This window comes from Flavobacterium sp. J27 (assembly GCF_004303025.1).
In the GTDB taxonomy this organism is placed as follows: Bacteria; Bacteroidota; Bacteroidia; order Flavobacteriales; family Flavobacteriaceae; genus Flavobacterium.
Genome location: NZ_PJQW01000003.1, coordinates 76,682 through 91,441, shown reverse-complemented (window position 1 = coordinate 91,441; position 14,760 = coordinate 76,682). Strand labels below are relative to the sequence as shown.

Annotated in this window: 23 protein-coding genes; 3 read left to right on the top strand and 20 right to left on the bottom strand. The window is 29.4% G+C overall.

Going from position 1 to position 14,760, the window contains the following annotated elements:
* From CX675_RS04730 to CX675_RS04710, 5 genes are all read right to left on the bottom strand, one after another.
* On the bottom strand, positions 1-501 hold the full coding sequence (locus CX675_RS04730) for a rhodanese-like domain-containing protein (RefSeq protein WP_130734069.1): 501 nt from the start codon (positions 499-501) through the stop codon (positions 1-3).
* A gap of 14 nt (positions 502-515) precedes the next feature.
* Positions 516-1,103 (bottom strand): hypothetical protein, encoded by a 588-nt coding sequence (locus tag CX675_RS04725; RefSeq protein ID WP_130734068.1) that lies wholly within the window; start codon positions 1,101-1,103, stop codon positions 516-518.
* Positions 1,104-1,192: 89 nt separating this feature from the next.
* Entirely contained in the window at positions 1,193-2,107 is a 915-nt protein-coding gene (locus tag CX675_RS04720; RefSeq protein ID WP_130734067.1) for an AraC family transcriptional regulator, read from the bottom strand.
* Positions 2,108-2,126: 19 nt separating this feature from the next.
* Positions 2,127-2,891, bottom strand: a complete 765-nt coding sequence (locus tag CX675_RS04715; protein WP_130734066.1) for an SDR family NAD(P)-dependent oxidoreductase — start codon at positions 2,889-2,891, stop codon at positions 2,127-2,129.
* A gap of 80 nt (positions 2,892-2,971) precedes the next feature.
* Complete coding sequence (locus CX675_RS04710; RefSeq protein ID WP_130734065.1) at positions 2,972-3,337, bottom strand: helix-turn-helix domain-containing protein; 366 nt, start codon at positions 3,335-3,337, stop codon at positions 2,972-2,974.
* A 104-nt stretch (positions 3,338-3,441) separates the two neighbouring features.
* Between CX675_RS04710 and CX675_RS04705 the strand changes: the two genes are divergently transcribed.
* Positions 3,442-4,074: an NAD(P)H-dependent oxidoreductase gene (locus tag CX675_RS04705; RefSeq protein ID WP_130734064.1), complete on the top strand. Its 633-nt coding sequence runs from the start codon at positions 3,442-3,444 to the stop codon at positions 4,072-4,074.
* Positions 4,075-4,100: 26 nt separating this feature from the next.
* Here CX675_RS04705 and CX675_RS04700 read toward each other — a convergent pair whose 3' ends face one another.
* From CX675_RS04700 to CX675_RS04685, 4 genes are all read right to left on the bottom strand, one after another.
* Complete coding sequence (locus CX675_RS04700) at positions 4,101-5,018, bottom strand: AraC family transcriptional regulator (RefSeq protein WP_130734063.1); 918 nt, start codon at positions 5,016-5,018, stop codon at positions 4,101-4,103.
* A 75-nt stretch (positions 5,019-5,093) separates the two neighbouring features.
* Complete coding sequence (locus tag CX675_RS04695; protein ID WP_130734062.1) at positions 5,094-5,933, bottom strand: SDR family oxidoreductase; 840 nt, start codon at positions 5,931-5,933, stop codon at positions 5,094-5,096.
* Between the two features lie 181 nt (positions 5,934-6,114).
* Complete coding sequence (locus CX675_RS04690) at positions 6,115-6,360, bottom strand: hypothetical protein (protein ID WP_130734061.1); 246 nt, start codon at positions 6,358-6,360, stop codon at positions 6,115-6,117.
* A 13-nt stretch (positions 6,361-6,373) separates the two neighbouring features.
* Positions 6,374-7,282 carry an NAD(P)/FAD-dependent oxidoreductase gene (locus CX675_RS04685; protein WP_130734060.1) on the bottom strand — a complete coding sequence of 303 codons (909 nt, stop codon included), beginning with the start codon at positions 7,280-7,282 and terminating at the stop codon, positions 6,374-6,376.
* Between the two features lie 143 nt (positions 7,283-7,425).
* On the opposite strand from CX675_RS04685, the gene CX675_RS04680 reads away from it, so the two are divergent.
* Positions 7,426-7,812 carry a Fur family transcriptional regulator gene (locus CX675_RS04680; protein ID WP_130734059.1) on the top strand — a complete coding sequence of 129 codons (387 nt, stop codon included), beginning with the start codon at positions 7,426-7,428 and terminating at the stop codon, positions 7,810-7,812.
* 55 nt (positions 7,813-7,867) lie between these two features.
* On the opposite strand, the gene CX675_RS04675 is transcribed toward CX675_RS04680, so the two are convergent.
* From CX675_RS04675 to CX675_RS04655, 5 genes are read right to left on the bottom strand one after another with little or no spacing between them, the layout of a single operon-like run.
* Positions 7,868-8,083 carry a hypothetical protein gene (locus tag CX675_RS04675; protein ID WP_130734058.1) on the bottom strand — a complete coding sequence of 72 codons (216 nt, stop codon included), beginning with the start codon at positions 8,081-8,083 and terminating at the stop codon, positions 7,868-7,870.
* Positions 8,084-8,091: 8 nt separating this feature from the next.
* Entirely contained in the window at positions 8,092-8,388 is a 297-nt protein-coding gene (locus CX675_RS04670; protein WP_130734057.1) for an antibiotic biosynthesis monooxygenase, read from the bottom strand.
* A complete protein-coding gene (locus CX675_RS04665; RefSeq protein WP_130734056.1) occupies positions 8,357-9,022 on the bottom strand; it encodes a nitroreductase family protein in 666 nt (221 codons plus the stop codon). The genes CX675_RS04670 and CX675_RS04665 overlap by 32 nt, the downstream gene beginning before the upstream one ends.
* 7 nt (positions 9,023-9,029) lie before the next feature.
* Positions 9,030-9,497, bottom strand: coding sequence for an ester cyclase (locus CX675_RS04660; protein ID WP_130734055.1), 468 nt, complete (start codon positions 9,495-9,497; stop codon positions 9,030-9,032).
* A 1-nt stretch (position 9,498) separates the two neighbouring features.
* Entirely contained in the window at positions 9,499-9,933 is a 435-nt protein-coding gene (locus CX675_RS04655) for a DoxX family protein (protein WP_130734054.1), read from the bottom strand.
* A 105-nt stretch (positions 9,934-10,038) separates the two neighbouring features.
* Between CX675_RS04655 and CX675_RS04650 the strand changes: the two genes are divergently transcribed.
* Positions 10,039-10,407: a helix-turn-helix domain-containing protein gene (locus CX675_RS04650; RefSeq protein ID WP_130734053.1), complete on the top strand. Its 369-nt coding sequence runs from the start codon at positions 10,039-10,041 to the stop codon at positions 10,405-10,407.
* A gap of 58 nt (positions 10,408-10,465) precedes the next feature.
* Here CX675_RS04650 and CX675_RS04645 read toward each other — a convergent pair whose 3' ends face one another.
* The 6 genes from CX675_RS04645 to CX675_RS04620 all read right to left on the bottom strand — a co-directional run bounded on the left by CX675_RS04645 (position 10,466) and on the right by CX675_RS04620 (position 14,749).
* Positions 10,466-10,849 (bottom strand): nuclear transport factor 2 family protein, encoded by a 384-nt coding sequence (locus CX675_RS04645; protein ID WP_130734052.1) that lies wholly within the window; start codon positions 10,847-10,849, stop codon positions 10,466-10,468.
* 44 nt (positions 10,850-10,893) lie between these two features.
* Complete coding sequence (locus tag CX675_RS04640) at positions 10,894-11,790, bottom strand: MBL fold metallo-hydrolase (protein ID WP_130734051.1); 897 nt, start codon at positions 11,788-11,790, stop codon at positions 10,894-10,896.
* 81 nt (positions 11,791-11,871) lie between these two features.
* Positions 11,872-12,459 carry a Crp/Fnr family transcriptional regulator gene (locus tag CX675_RS04635; protein WP_130734050.1) on the bottom strand — a complete coding sequence of 196 codons (588 nt, stop codon included), beginning with the start codon at positions 12,457-12,459 and terminating at the stop codon, positions 11,872-11,874.
* A gap of 169 nt (positions 12,460-12,628) precedes the next feature.
* Complete coding sequence (locus CX675_RS04630; protein ID WP_130734049.1) at positions 12,629-12,937, bottom strand: hypothetical protein; 309 nt, start codon at positions 12,935-12,937, stop codon at positions 12,629-12,631.
* A 161-nt stretch (positions 12,938-13,098) separates the two neighbouring features.
* Positions 13,099-13,236 carry a hypothetical protein gene (locus CX675_RS19735; protein WP_165395978.1) on the bottom strand — a complete coding sequence of 46 codons (138 nt, stop codon included), beginning with the start codon at positions 13,234-13,236 and terminating at the stop codon, positions 13,099-13,101.
* 589 nt (positions 13,237-13,825) lie between these two features.
* A complete protein-coding gene (locus tag CX675_RS04620; RefSeq protein ID WP_130734048.1) occupies positions 13,826-14,749 on the bottom strand; it encodes a DUF6268 family outer membrane beta-barrel protein in 924 nt (307 codons plus the stop codon).
* Between the last annotated feature and the right edge of the window lie 11 nt (positions 14,750-14,760).

Below are 14,760 nucleotides of genomic sequence, written 5' to 3'. Positions count from 1 at the left end.
TTATTTTTTATTATAAACTTTAATTCCTTTGATTAAATACTTCCCCCAAGTTTTTGAAAAGGCATGCACTTCTTCCGTTTCAACTCCTTCATTGGTAAAAACCGCATTTCCTTTGTTTTTCCACTCAAAAATACCACCATATAAGTTGTGCACATTGGTATAACCTAAATTCATAATTTTTTCAGCTATGATTTCACTTCGAATACCTAAAGAACAATACACAATAATAGGCATTTCTTTATCTGGAAACTGTACTTGAAACTGAGCAGTATCAAACTCATTATATCCTATATAAGTGGCATTTTTTAAATGACTTACGTTAAACTCCGCTTTTTCTCTAGCATCTAAAATTATACTGCTATCGTTTTTATCCTTTGTGTCTTCTACGCTAATGTAAGGTACCGTATTTTTATTATATCGTGCAATTACATCCGAAATTTCTTTTTGAGAAAAAACAGACATACATGATATTAAAAATACAAATACTATTCCTTTTTTCATGTGGTAAAAACGACTTATTTTAGAAATTCTTTTTTGTTTTTTTGTGCTTTCTTTTTACTTTCCTTTTTCATGTTTTTTACTTTAAAAGAAAAAATCATTTTATCTATAGTGGTTTCATATTCCTCTTTTTTATCCAATAAAGTCCAACTCATAATCTGATAATAATTATCAACCCCATTTACATAGGCTACCGCGTAAAAAACATTATATGTTTCTACTTTTCCTTCAAATTTTATTAATTTGGTTTGCAAACCATTAATTAGAGTATCTTTTACTGTTTCATTTTCCATTTCAATATCATTTTCCAAACCTATTTTTAATAGATCTACATAACCATTAAAATCATTGGAATATATTTTATCAAGACCATTATTATGTAAAGCTTTTCCTAATTCATTTTTATCTTCATCAATAGCAATTATATATAATTCTTTAAAAACATTTTGATATTGTAAAGAAGCACTATTGTTTAAATTTGTAGTCTTTGAAAGATAAGTCGGTAAATCTAAACTAAAATTATTGACTCCTATTGTTTCAAAATTTTCAAAAGAACCACAAGAAATTAGGATATGTGTAAGTATTAAGAATACTATTTTTTTCATTTATTTAAATTTTATCTATACAAAAGTAGAGAAATATAAATGAAAAGATACGGAAGATTTTTCTAGCAGAAACTTATTTAATCATAAAATTAATTAAATTGATCTCTAAACATCATGGGAGTAAGTTTCGTTTTGGCTTTGAATAATTTATTAAATGATTGAGAATGTTCAAAACCTAATTCGTAAGCTATTTCGCTAATTGTTAGTGTTGTTGTAGATAATTTTTCTTTAGCTTTCTCAATTAATTTTTCATGAATATGCTGTTGCGTGGTTTGTCCTGTAAGAGATTTCAACAAACTACTCAAATAGGTTGGAGAAATATGTAAAGCATCGGCAATATATTGAACAGAAGGTAAGCCTAAGTTATTTTCATCATTAAAGTAATCTTCTATCAGTTTTTCAACATGGTCTAAAGTTTTATGATTACTAGCTTTTCTGGTTAAAAACTGTCTTTGATAAAATCGATCAGAATAAGTAAGCATTGTTTCAATTTGGGAAATAATAATACTCTGACTAAATTGGTCTAAATTGGCATTGTATTCTTGTTCAATATTTTTAACAATACCTTTCAAAATAGTTTCTTCCCTTTCAGATAAAAACAAAGCTTCATTTACAGAATAGTCAAAAAAATCATATTTTTTTATTGTATTAGCCAAAGGTGTATTCCATAGAAAATCAGGATGCACCATCAATATCCAACCACTTTTTGGTGTTGCAATTTCTGCTATGGGTTCGATTCCAAAGACTTGATTAGGTGCAATGAAAAACATTACACCATCATCAAAGTCATAATTTCCTTGTCCGTATTTATATTTTGTACCAATGCTTCTTTTGCATGAGATATGATAAAAATCAAAAACAAAATTTTTATGGTTTACCTCTTTGGAACATTCTATTTTACTATAATCAAAAATACTAATTAATGGATGTTGTGGTGAAGGCAACCCTTTCATTTTATGAAATTCTGCAATCGATTTTACTCTGTGTATGGTTTGCTGATTCATATCTCAAATTTACATTATTTTATAACATCATACCTCCAGAAAGTTCTATTCGTTGCCCATTCATCCATCCTGCTTCTGGAGAACAAATAAAAGCAACAACTCCTCCAATATCTTCTGGTTCTCCCACACGACCAAGAGCAGTAATACTAGCTATTGCATTTCTCTTTCCTTCATCTGATTTGTTCGAACCTCCACCAAAATCTGTAGCAATTGCACCTGGAGCTACAATATTAGCTGTAATTTTTCTAGGTCCTAATTCTTTCGCTAAACACTTGGTATAAGTTTCTATAGCTCCTTTCATACTGGCATAAGCAGAGACATTTGGAAATGAAACTCGGGTTAAACCAGAAGAAATATTAATAATTCTTCCGCCATTATTAAGAATTGGCAATAGTTTTTGTGTTAAAAAGTACACTCCTTTAAAATGAATATTCATCATGGCATCAAAAGCGTCTTCAGATGTATCAGTTACCGAACCATAGACTCCTGTTCCAGCATTATTAATTAAAAAATCGAAAGTGACTACCTCATATTCCGATTTCAAATAAGCTTTTAATGTAGTTATAAAAGTATCAAAATTTTTAACATTACTTGTATCTAATTGTAGTGCTTTTGCTTTTTGTCCTAATAGATTGATTTCCTGAACTACCTCAGCAGCAGCTTTCTCATTACTATTATAAGTTAACATTACATCGATTCCTTTTTTGGCTAGATTAATAGCCATGTCTCTTCCTAAACCTCTACTTGCTCCAGTTACTAAAGCTATTTTAGTTTTTACTTCCATATTTATTCTTATTTATAATTATAGCACAAATTTCGGAAGAAATGTTTTTGACAATGTAGCCAAATCTGAGAATATTGTAGCTAAAATTCTCCTTCATCAAATCTCCTCATTGTTCTATATTCTATCCCCCAATCAGCTATTGTTTCTGTTACTTTTTTTAAAGACATTCCAATTTCCGTTAAAGAATATTCAACACCAAGTGGCTTTGTATCCAAAACTTTTCTTTCAATAAGTTTATTTATTTCCAATTCTTTCAATTCCCTACTTAACATCTTACCAGAAATACCTTCGACTTCATTTAAAATATCTGAATACCTCTTGTTACCATAGCATAAACAGGTAATAATTGATATTTTCCATTTTCCACCAATAATATATATTACATCATGAACGGCTCTTATTTTGTATAAACAAGCCGAATTTGTTTTTTCTATCGTTTTTTCCATCTTATGTCACTTTGTTACCTTTTTGTCACTATTACTTTTAAACACAAAGTTACCAAAAGTAACTCAAAATAGATACTTTTGACATAAATTTAATTGTTTTTACTATGAGTTTAATTAATGATTTACAATGGCGATATGCCACAAAAAGAATGACAGGAAAAAAAGTGTCACAGGAAAAAATAGATTATATTCTTGAAGCTGCCAGATTAGCACCTTCTTCTTCAGGATTACAACCATATGAAATTTTTGTTATTAGTAACCCAACACTTTTAGAAGAATTGAAACCACATTCCTTTAATCAGGAACAAATAACAGAATGTTCTCATTTATTAGTTTGGGCTGCTTGGGACAGTTACAGTTTAGAAAGAATTGAAAAAGAGTTTAATTATATTTTATCTGAAAGAGGTTTACCTTTAACACAAATGGATGATTACAAAAAACTTTTATGGGGGATGTATGAACCATTAGGGACTGATTGGCATGCTATTCACACAGCAAAACAAGCTTATATCTCTTTTTCTGTGGCAATAGTTGCTGCTGCAGAACAAAAAATTGACGCTACTCCTATGGAAGGTTTTGATCCTCAAGCCTATGATCGTATTTTAGGCATGAAAGAAAAAGGTTTAAAAACGGCTGTAATCTTACCAATAGGCTTTAGAGACAGTGGAAATGACTGGAATGAAAACATGAAGAAAGTAAGAAGACCTATAGAGCAATTGGTTACAGAAATTGAATAATAAAAAAAGCACTTAAAGTGCTTTTTTTAATTAAATCCCATTCTGAATTCAATAGGTGTTTTTCCTGATTTGCTTTTAAAAAAACGGCTAAACGATTGCGAATGTTCAAAGCCTAAATCAAAAGCGATTTCACTTATACTTAGCGCTGTAGTTGAAAGTTTTTCTTTTGCTTTTTCTACAATCTTATCTTGAATATGCTGTTGTGTATTTTGACCTGTTAAACTTTTAAGTAAATTTCCTAAGTAATTTGATGAGATATTTAATTTACTTGCTATTTCATTTACGCTTGGCAACCCATTTTGAATTAAACTATTCCCATCAAAATATTCAGATAACAAGTCTTCAAATTGCCCTAAAATATGATGATTAGTAATTTTTCTTGTTATAAATTGACGCTGATAAAAACGCTCAGCATAGTTTAACAAAACCTCTATTTGAGCTATTATTATGTTCTGACTAAATTTATCTATCAATGAATGATACTCTAATTCTATATTCTGCATTACATTTATCAATACATTTTCTTCTTTTTCAGACAAAAACAAAGCTTCATTTACAGCATATCCAAAAAAATCATATTGTTTAATTTGTTTTGCTAATGGTGTATTCCATAAAAAATCTGGGTGAATTACTAATAGCCAACCTGAAGGTTTTATTTCTTGTTCAACAAACTCATATTGAATACGTTGACCAGATGCAATAAATGTCAACAATCCTTCATTAAAATCGTAAATTTGTTGTCCGTAAACAAACTTTCCAGCTACATTTCGCTTTAATCCAATGGTATAGAAACCTTGAATCCAAACGACTTCTTTCTCTGCAAACTGATATTCCACTTTAGAATAATCAATTAAACTAATCAATGGATGCTCAGGTTTTGGCAAATTTGCAATGGTGTGAAATTCGCTAATTGTATTAATTTTATGTACTTTAAATTTTTCCATATTACCTAATAGCTAAAATACAAAATAAACAAACGCAAGACACCTGATACTTATCTTACGTTTGTTTTCCTTTTATTAATAGTCTGTTGAAGTTGCTAATTTTTCGTTAGCATTTAATTCCTTCGTTACAATTTCTATTTTTTGCTTTGCAAACTGATAAGAATCGGAACCTAGAAACAAATGCAAGGGTGGTTTTTCTTGTTTAGAAATAGCTATAAATACATCTGCAGCTTTATCTGGGTTCCCTGTTTGATTTCCTCTAATTTCGTTTACATGCATTTCTTCTAATTTTCTAGCTTCGGTATAAACGGCAATAGGATTTTTTGGTAATTTAAAAGAACCATTGTCTAGAAAGTTTGTCCTAAAATAGCCTGGATAAACAACAGTAGCATGTATTCCTAAACTTCCCACTTCAGCAGCTAAAGCTTCCGTTAAACCAACTAAAGCATACTTTGTCGCACAGTATACACCAAAACTAGGAAAGTTACCCATAAAACCACCTACTGAAGAAATATTGATAATATGTCCCGCTTTGTTTTCTCTTAAATATGGCATCACTTTTCGGATTACATGTAAGACACCAAAAACATTAACATCAAAATTTTCTCTTGATTCTTCATCACTTAATTCTTCTAATGTACCCGCTTGACCATAACCTGCATTATTGACTACCATATCAATTTTACCAAACTTTTCAACTGCTGCCGCTAATCCATTGGTTACACTTTCTTCATTTATTAAATCTACTTCTAGAGGCAAAAAATTATTCCCTAAATAATTGACGGCTTTTTCCAAAGCCAATTTGTCTCTAGATGTTGCAGCTACATAATAATCATTTTCCAATAATTTTTTTACCAAGGCTAAGCCTAAACCTTTAGAAGCCCCAGTTACAAACCAAACTTTTTTTGCATTCATTTTTTTATTTTTTAAATTCATAAAGTAATGATGCAAATTTCTTAAGATCATTTTTCATTGATGTAACCCAATCCGACTTTCCTGTAACCTAATCAATACATTTTAAGAAGTTTTATTTTTAATTTTTTAGCAGAAATACCTGTTGGTCTTTAAGTGTTTTTCTATTTCCCATAAATACAAATTATAAACAAATAGTATCAGGCATGATTTTGCATTCAAAGCCTAATTGGTTCACAAGTATTGTTATCAATTCTGACTCAATTTTATTTCCTTCTATTCGGAGTACAGTATGCCCGCAAGGAAAAACAAGTCCTGTTTCATCCAAATCATAATCAATTTGTAAACCTAAAAAGTTCTTGGAAATCCTTTCAATAACATTTTTCACTTGATATACTTTCGTTATGTTTGTGATGAAAACCTCTATCATAATTTAAAATTTTCTAAAATTCTTCTTTAATTAACTCCATATTTACCATTGCTCCACACATATTTCCAGAAGCAACCGCATGAGCTACAGATCGCAACATAGAACTATTGTCGCCACAAGCAAAAACTCCTGAAATTGTTGTTTTTTGTAAAAAATCTACTTTTAAATGTCCCATCTCAGTTATTTCACAGCCTAGTTCTAACGGAATACTACAATGTTGTGTGAAAGGTACAGCAGCATAAACTGCTTCAAAATTTTCTTGACTCCCATCATTAAAAATAAGTTGGTTTAGATATCCTACCTGATGAACAACTTCTATGATCTCTTTATCAATAATTTTGATGTTATGTTTTTCTAATTTTTGTATTTGTTCGTCTTCTAATAAAGAAATATTTGAAGTAATTAACGTTACATCTTTAGTTAAATTATTTACCAAAGACGCCAAATGAAACGCTTTTTCACCTTGAGCAAAAATTGCCGTTTTTTTATCTTTTATTTCATAACCATGACAATACGGACAATGCACTACAGATATTCCCCAGCAATCAGAAAAACCTTTAATAGTAGGCAGTATGTCTTTTATACCTGTTGCAAAAATTAATTTCTTTGCATAAAATTCTTCTAAACTATTAGTTGAAATTCTAAAATAATCTTTCACTTTTTTTCCTTTTACAGCTACTCCTTCATAGAATATAATCGTTTTATATTGAAGCACTTGTTCCTTAGCTTTCTTAGTAATAATAGCTGGTTTTTCTCCGTCCAAGGTGATAAAGTTATGCGACTGAGGTGTTTGTTTGTTACAAGGTAAACCACTATCAATTAATAGTACTTTTCTCAAGGAACGTCCTAAGGCCATAGCAGCCGATAAACCAGCATAACTTCCTCCAATGATGATAACATCAAATACATTTTCATTTTTCATATTTTATTTATTAAAAGTTAAAAGAAAAATTCAATCTAAATTAAATGCAACTTAATCGCATTAATAGATTTTGCAAATGTAAAAAAATTTTATAATATTGCAACTTAGTTGCATTAATTTATTGCAATTTAGTCGCGTTTACAATGAAAAGAAGAAATACACCTAGCCAAGAAGTTGTTTTAAGCGTATTAACAAATACAAAAAAAGCAATGAGTCATGATGCTATTGAAAAAAAAATAGACATTACAATAGATAGAGCCACTATTTACAGAATTTTAAATCGCTTTTGTGAAGATGGTATTGTTCATAAAATAGTAGCAGATGACGGCAAACAATATTTCGCAGTATGTATGAAATGTGATGAAAACAAATTACCAAATAATCATTTTCATTTTAGATGTACCACATGTCAAACCATTGAGTGTCTTCCTTCTGTTGTAAACTTTTCTATACCAGAAAATTACGAAGTAGAAAAAGTAAATTGTGTTTTAGTAGGAACCTGTAAAGAATGTTTAAACGATACTAAATAACTAAAAAGCAATGCAAATTTATTATTTACATTGCTTTTTAAAAGTCAATTTTAATTTATTTCTGTAACCAATTCTTCATGATTTTTTGTAAAAAAGGAAGCAACACATAGACCATAATAGGCACTTCAACTATTGTTACTACTAAGGTTCTAAGAGGTAAAGATTGGATATTCATAATGTATTCTCCAAGAACAGCAAAAATAAAGGTTGTTAAAGGATAAATTGCTAACCAAATAAGAATTGACCATTTCCATTTTTTTGGTGTACTCATTTTTTAATTTATTTTTTCTGGATTATTTCATAATGTTGCACATCAGGAGCATTTTCAAAATAAGGACCAATTAATGTCCCTAATTCTTGAAACAAACTAGACTGTACAAACGTTACAGTATGATCTTCTAATTTTTCCCAATGAATCACAGCAACATATTGATTACTTTTCTCAATATTTTTTTGTAATTCATGTGAGAGATAGCCTTCTGCTTTCGCTAAGACTTCTTCAATTTTTTCAAATGCAGCTTCAAAAGCTACATTATGATTTTCTTTAATTCTTATGGTTGTTAATTCTACTATCATTATACTTTATTTCTGTTATAAATTCTTGTTTTGGAGTGCGTACTTTTTTTAATTTTACCAAATAATCATTAGCTTCATCTCTATATCCTAGTGCCACAATAACAGCACTTCTCAAGCCTTTATCTTGCAGTTCTAATAACGCATCTAAGGCAATAGGATTAAAACCTTCCATAGGAGTGGCATCAATTTTTTGTTCGGCCGCAGCAACTAGAGCCAAGGCGACAGCAATATAAGCTTGCTTAGCTGCATGATGAATATGCCATTCTTGAGTACATTTTTCATACATGCCCCACATCATGTTTTTGTAATTGTCCATTTTATCTAAGGGAAGTCCTCTTTCTAAAAGAGTTTTATGAAATACCTTTTCCATTTTTTCTAAAGAATAGCCATCCCATGTTGCAAATACTAAAAGATGAGATGCTTCTGTAATTTGCCCTTGATTTAAAGCAATGGGTTTTATTTTTTCAAGTAATTCTTTATTACTAATTACAAAAATGTGATAGGGTTGTAAACCAGATGACGAAGGAGCTAATCTTGACGCTTCTAAAATATAATCTATTTTTTCTTGTGGTATTTTTTCACCCGTCATTTTTTTGGTAGCATAACGCCATTGAAGATGATCTAATAAATTCATTTTATTTCTATTTAATTAAGTTATTTTTTGAAGTAAACCCACCACTCTGCATTAACAAGCCAAACCAGTCTTCTAAATGCCAAGTATGTGTTAATTGACCATGTTGTAAATAATGAAAATCATGAATTCTGACTATAACTCTTTCTTGAGTTGCCGGAATTCCAAACAATTCACTTTGAAGGGTAAAGCTCATTTCAGCTCGAACAGCAATACGTTCATTGGTTCCAAAAACATCTAAAATATTTATTTTAAGATCAGGGAATTTTTGAGTAAAACCTTCTATAATCTTTTTAAAACCTTCCAAGCTATCTTCTTGATTGGGAGCTAAAGGAATATCTTTCCAGTTAGTTACACAAATAGTGTCTAAGACATCATACTGTTTGTGTTCCCATACCTTATAAAACTCAGAAATAGTTTGCATTTCTATAGTGGTAATTCCTTTTACCATTGTATCTAAACTATAATTTGCTATCATGTTACTTATTATTACGGTTACTAATCTTTAAAACACTATCAAGACTCCTATTGCCTGGTCCAAAAAAGAAAAGAAACAATATGATTATTAAATATACCAAAGCTAATTCACCATGTATTTCCATTAGATTTGCTTTATGTACAATAAAAAAAGCAACCAAAAGATTACTTGCTATTAACAACGCGCTCCATCTGAACAGCAATCCTAAAAAAAGAAAAACAGAACCTACTACATCTGCCATAAAAGCAAACAATAAGCTTGGTAATTTTCCTATACCTAATGGATCAGGAAAAGTGATGAGCATGGCGTTAAAATCGACTATTTTTTCAACTCCATGATTTAAAAAAATGAGTAGCGCAATACCAGTTCTTAAACTAAATATCAAGCCATCTATTCGATAACTATCTTTAGTATTATGTCTAATTTTATTCCACATATTAAATTTATTTTAAAATAGTTTAGCAAATAAACTTATAATAGTTTATATTTGAAACTAATTAATATGATTTCACTAAAAAAAGTGGTAACAAAAATGTAACTTATGGGAAGAAAGGTGATTGAAAACAATGATTTTTGTTCAATGGTTCACGCTATGAATATCATTGGAAGTAAATGGAAACCAATTCTGTTATACTTATGTGCGAATGGAAGTATCCGTTTTGGAAAATTATTGTTTTTCCTTCCAGATATTTCTAAAAAAGTCTTAACAGACCAATTGAGAGAATTAGAAGAAGACGGACTTTTAATTAGAAAAAAATTTCCTGAAATTCCACCACGAGTAGAATATTCCTTATCAGAAAAAGGAAAATCATTTTTACCTGTTTTAAAACATTTGAGCGACTGGACCATTCAAAATTATCCAGATATAGCCTTTAAAAAATGTCAGATTATCTTAGAAAATGAAAATTAATATTTAAAAAAAGCCTTTAAATTAAAATTTAAAGGCTTGTATTATAACTTTATTTGTTTTATTGCATGGCTTGAATCACTTTTTGACTATCAACAAATTGCTCATAACTAATAATTTTTGCGTTTTTGAATTTGAATAAATGAGCAACCCTAGCCTCAAATGATTTATTTGTTTTTTTGTTTATTCCACTATAGGTCCCATAAGCTACAATTTTATCTCCATCGACAACAAAATCTTCAACATCGATTTTATAATCTATCCAATCATTTCCTAAATGAATGAATAGTTTTACGACTTCATCAAAGCCTATATATGTACCAGAATAAGGAAAACCTTCTGCTTCTTTCCAAGTTACATTTTTGTCTAAATGTTTCTGAAGATTAAGTACTTTTTCTTCAACAGCACCTTCATAAGTACTTTTTAATATTTCTAAATTTGTCATTTCTCATTTAATTTAAAAACTCGGCAATTGCCGAGTTTAATTTATTACCATTTCATTTCTCCTGTATTCACTTTAGCTCCAATTTCTAAGACGGGTAAAAGACCTGCATTTGGATATTTTTCTTGCATTGTTTTTATCAAACTTTCAGAAGTAGCATTCGTTTTTAAAGCTTGTTTATAAAACAAAATATATTCTTTTGTGTAAGTAACTGATTTTATATCTAGTGAAGCTTCTGCATCTATGTGTGTTGGAATAACAATTTTTGGTTGTAAGCTTCTAATTTTATCCAAAGCTGCGATCCAATTTTTTCTCGCATCTTTCTCCGTTGACTCCTTATCTTCTGCCATCCAAACATGAAATGTATCTCCAAAAACATTAATTCCACCTACAACTGCTTTTATAGAAGGTATCCAAACAAAAGTGCGATGTGCAAAATTATCAGAACCTATAATTTCCAATTTTTTATTTTCTAAAGTGATTGAATTTCCTTTTAGAACTTGAGGCAAAACGACATTTTTAGTAATTGCATCTCCTACCTGTGCTCCCCAAACATCTAATTTCTTTTGCTCAGTAAGTTTAATATGTTCCACTGTTTCTTCTGTTGCATAGACAATCGCTTCAGGAAAATGTCTTTTAAATACTTCTAATCCAAAATAAAAATCTGGGTCACCGTGACTTATAAAAATCGTCGTTAGCTTTTTTCCAGATTTTTTAATTTCTTGTGCTACATTTTCGGCATCAGCCAATGTAAATTGAGCATCAATTAAAACAGCTTCATTTTGTCCAGAAATAATTACCGAAGTAACACCGAAACTAGATGGTGCAGCATAATATACATTTAATGTTATATCACCTGCAACAATACTTTTAAAATTTTGTGCTTGTAAATCCATAACTATAAAAGATAATGTTATTAAAATAATTTTTAAAATAGTTTTCATTCTTATTTTTTTAGAAATTGATGGTACAAAGTTCTGACTATCAAAATCCAAAAACATTGAAAAACTTCAATAAATTCAATCTTAAATTATCTTTTTAGACACAATCTTTTTTCTAATTTTACTTAGTAATTCATGTGAAACACCCAAATAAGCAGCTATTTGAAGATTCGTAAGTCGTTGTAGTAATTGTGGATATTTTTCAAGAAAATCGCTATATCGTTCTTCAGCAGGTTTCCTAAGATTTTCGGACATTCTTCTTTGTAAAGCAATCAAAGCTTTTTGTCCCATAATACGAAACAATTTTTCAACCTTGGGCAGATTAACATATAAATTTTCTTTATCCTCTCTACTAATAAGTAAAACCTCAGCATCTTCCAATGCTTGGATAAAATAGGAAGACGGTTTTTGATTCGTAAAACTATCAATATCGCCCACCCACCAATCTTCTCTTGGAAATGAAATTATTTTCTCAAGTCCTTTCTCATCATAATGGCATACTTTAAACAAGCCTTTGGTTACAAATCCTTCGAATTTACAGATTTCGCCCTCTCGCAATAAAAAATCTTTTTTTTGAATTGAAATTGGCTTAAAATAACTTACAAAATAGGTTTCTTCTTCTTCAGAAAGTTGAATATGCTTTTTTACATTTTGTAATAGCTTTGTTTCCATTTTGCACTTTTAAATAAGTATAAATATACTAAAAATAGAAATTATTTTTAACTTCATTTCAACGGAATTCCATCAAAAACAAACATTACAATGATGGTTTGTTAGTCTTGTTCAAAAGATGTGGAATGAGTTATCTCTTTCCATTTTTCCAAATCTGATTTTACTTTTTCTATTTTTTATAAGACGCATTATAAGCATCTCTACCCATAAATAAATGTAACGGTGGATTATTGCTCTTTGCTATCTCAATAATTACCTCTGCAAATTTTTCAGGATCACCTTGTTGATTGCCGTTCAGCTCATTTTGATAATATTTTTGTGAAATTCTTGCCGCTTCATAATCCTCAATTAAATGAGAGGGTGTTTTAAGAGACGTATCATTTAAAAAATTAGTTCTAAAAGCTCCAGGATATATTACTGTAGATTTTATTCCTATTGCATTGGTTTCTGCAAATAATGCCTCTGTTAAATTCCTCATTGATTTCAAAAACAGGAGTTCCATTAGGTTGAAATACTTCATAATCTCTCAGATTACCAAAATGATGAAAAAAAGCAGGAGTAAAAACACAAAAAAAATACAGACAGTAAAAAATAGCCGCAAAATTCTTGCTAATAAATTAATTAAAGTGATTTGAATTACTAATTTGGAATTTCTTCATAATGAATTGCGTACTCCATAAAAATTAATTGGATATTAAAAGACGATAAATTAGTATTCATAATAGCGACATAAGTATATCCTTTTTTAAGAAAATACCCTTTAACTTCTTTATCCATTAGACATCCTAAAATTATTTTCGTTTTTTCAGTATAGGTAAATTCTTTTGCAAAAAGACCTGAAATAACACTCCTAGATTTACTTTTTATCTTAATTTATGACTATTCATTTCGCCATAAATCTACTAAAGAAAGGTCTTTCTATAAATTGGTAACTATTCTTAATTATAGTATCAAAAATGATTACAAACTGCCTATTTTTTGTAAAATTTCATGATTCTCTTTTTAGCTTTCTTTTTAAGTTCAAAAGATTTCGACACACTCAAAACCCAACTTATTAATTTCTCTACTAATAAAATTATTCATACTGGGAAAGTTATTTATTCTGAGTATTTTTTCAGAGTCTTCCAAATCAAAATTCCATTTTCCTGCACCAACTAGGTAATCAAGTAAAGGTTTTAAATTCTTAACATCACATTTTGAATTGACAGAAGTTCGAAAAATGGATATTTCTCTTTGAATTAAAGTGTTGTTTAATTTTGTCATTTTCATTGTAATTTAATCTAAGTTATGCTTCAATTAAGTAGTTAGAAAGATTCTGAATTATAAATACTTATAAACGTTATTTTTTTAATACCATTCTAAGTTCTTATTCCTTTTTACCATGGGGTATTTTATATGTTAACCCAACACCAAAAGCAACTCCCATTTTTTCTGATTCGTAACCGATATTTTCAATTTCATTATAATCAGCATCTGTTAATCCTGTTTCAGATATTAAATTAATACCTGCTCTTGCATAAATATTGAGTTCATTTGAGAGGTAATAATTAATCTGTGGTGTAAATGCTAAAACGTTTGTGGTTTGATATGCTGGTTTTACAGGCATACTTGAGATAAGGTTGCTATCAAATTCAACATCAAATGCTCCTATATCATAGTTTACCATAAATCCCGCTTCGATTTTTTTAGTAAACCGGTGAAAAACATTCAGTCTAGGATACATTAAATCTATAAGCCATTTATCTGTTTTATAATAAATAAAAGCTACTGGCAAAATTAACGCGTCTCCCATATCTTTAGAATAGGTTACACCCAATCCATATCTAAAATTATCGTCGCCTTTAGGGCTAAAACCAACCGTAACAGCATTAACTCCTTTATAGGCATTTGAAAAATTAAAATTTTTAAAATCTGATTTTACTGAGGAGAAATTTACATAGTTTAACGCCCATTTATTACTTAACTTATAATTAAATATTGTAGCTAACCTAACATCATGCAAATCTTTTGCAAATAATAACTCTTGATTATTTCTACTCGTGAAATCATTTTGATACCATTTATATTCAGCATTATAAATGATTCTTAGTTTTCCTAATTCAATTGGTGGACCAGCTAAATAGAATTTGGTCAAATTCAGTTTATTACTCTTAATATTGCTGCCAAAAAGATTATTATCAACTTCGGAAAAAGAAGTATGACTAAAATTAAATATGTCTTCAAAAGACTGTGCATTAGAATGTGTTGAAACTAACAGCACCATTATTGTTACAAATAGGGTTTTTCTCATTTTTTTTATTT

Excerpts from the sequence above, each read along its gene's own strand:
- CX675_RS04730 (WP_130734069.1), bottom strand. The coding sequence starts at position 501 with ATGAAAAAAGGAATAGTATTTGTATTTTTAATATCATGTATGTCTGTT.
- CX675_RS04725 (WP_130734068.1), bottom strand. The coding sequence starts at position 1,103 with ATGAAAAAAATAGTATTCTTAATACTTACACATATCCTAATTTCTTGT.
- CX675_RS04720 (WP_130734067.1), bottom strand. The coding sequence starts at position 2,107 with ATGAATCAGCAAACCATACACAGAGTAAAATCGATTGCAGAATTTCAT.
- CX675_RS04715 (WP_130734066.1), bottom strand. The coding sequence starts at position 2,891 with ATGGAAGTAAAAACTAAAATAGCTTTAGTAACTGGAGCAAGTAGAGGT.
- CX675_RS04710 (WP_130734065.1), bottom strand. The coding sequence starts at position 3,337 with ATGGAAAAAACGATAGAAAAAACAAATTCGGCTTGTTTATACAAAATA.
- CX675_RS04705 (WP_130734064.1), top strand. The coding sequence starts at position 3,442 with ATGAGTTTAATTAATGATTTACAATGGCGATATGCCACAAAAAGAATG.
- CX675_RS04700 (WP_130734063.1), bottom strand. The coding sequence starts at position 5,018 with ATGGAAAAATTTAAAGTACATAAAATTAATACAATTAGCGAATTTCAC.
- CX675_RS04695 (WP_130734062.1), bottom strand. The coding sequence starts at position 5,933 with ATGAATGCAAAAAAAGTTTGGTTTGTAACTGGGGCTTCTAAAGGTTTA.
- CX675_RS04690 (WP_130734061.1), bottom strand. The coding sequence starts at position 6,360 with ATGATAGAGGTTTTCATCACAAACATAACGAAAGTATATCAAGTGAAA.
- CX675_RS04685 (WP_130734060.1), bottom strand. The coding sequence starts at position 7,282 with ATGAAAAATGAAAATGTATTTGATGTTATCATCATTGGAGGAAGTTAT.
- CX675_RS04680 (WP_130734059.1), top strand. The coding sequence starts at position 7,426 with ATGAAAAGAAGAAATACACCTAGCCAAGAAGTTGTTTTAAGCGTATTA.
- CX675_RS04675 (WP_130734058.1), bottom strand. The coding sequence starts at position 8,083 with ATGAGTACACCAAAAAAATGGAAATGGTCAATTCTTATTTGGTTAGCA.
- CX675_RS04670 (WP_130734057.1), bottom strand. The coding sequence starts at position 8,388 with ATGATAGTAGAATTAACAACCATAAGAATTAAAGAAAATCATAATGTA.
- CX675_RS04665 (WP_130734056.1), bottom strand. The coding sequence starts at position 9,022 with ATGAATTTATTAGATCATCTTCAATGGCGTTATGCTACCAAAAAAATG.
- CX675_RS04660 (WP_130734055.1), bottom strand. The coding sequence starts at position 9,497 with ATGATAGCAAATTATAGTTTAGATACAATGGTAAAAGGAATTACCACT.
- CX675_RS04655 (WP_130734054.1), bottom strand. The coding sequence starts at position 9,933 with ATGTGGAATAAAATTAGACATAATACTAAAGATAGTTATCGAATAGAT.
- CX675_RS04650 (WP_130734053.1), top strand. The coding sequence starts at position 10,039 with ATGGGAAGAAAGGTGATTGAAAACAATGATTTTTGTTCAATGGTTCAC.
- CX675_RS04645 (WP_130734052.1), bottom strand. The coding sequence starts at position 10,849 with ATGACAAATTTAGAAATATTAAAAAGTACTTATGAAGGTGCTGTTGAA.
- CX675_RS04640 (WP_130734051.1), bottom strand. The coding sequence starts at position 11,790 with ATGAAAACTATTTTAAAAATTATTTTAATAACATTATCTTTTATAGTT.
- CX675_RS04635 (WP_130734050.1), bottom strand. The coding sequence starts at position 12,459 with ATGGAAACAAAGCTATTACAAAATGTAAAAAAGCATATTCAACTTTCT.
- CX675_RS04630 (WP_130734049.1), bottom strand. The coding sequence starts at position 12,937 with ATGAGGAATTTAACAGAGGCATTATTTGCAGAAACCAATGCAATAGGA.
- CX675_RS19735 (WP_165395978.1), bottom strand. The coding sequence starts at position 13,236 with ATGGATAAAGAAGTTAAAGGGTATTTTCTTAAAAAAGGATATACTTAT.
- CX675_RS04620 (WP_130734048.1), bottom strand. The coding sequence starts at position 14,749 with ATGAGAAAAACCCTATTTGTAACAATAATGGTGCTGTTAGTTTCAACA.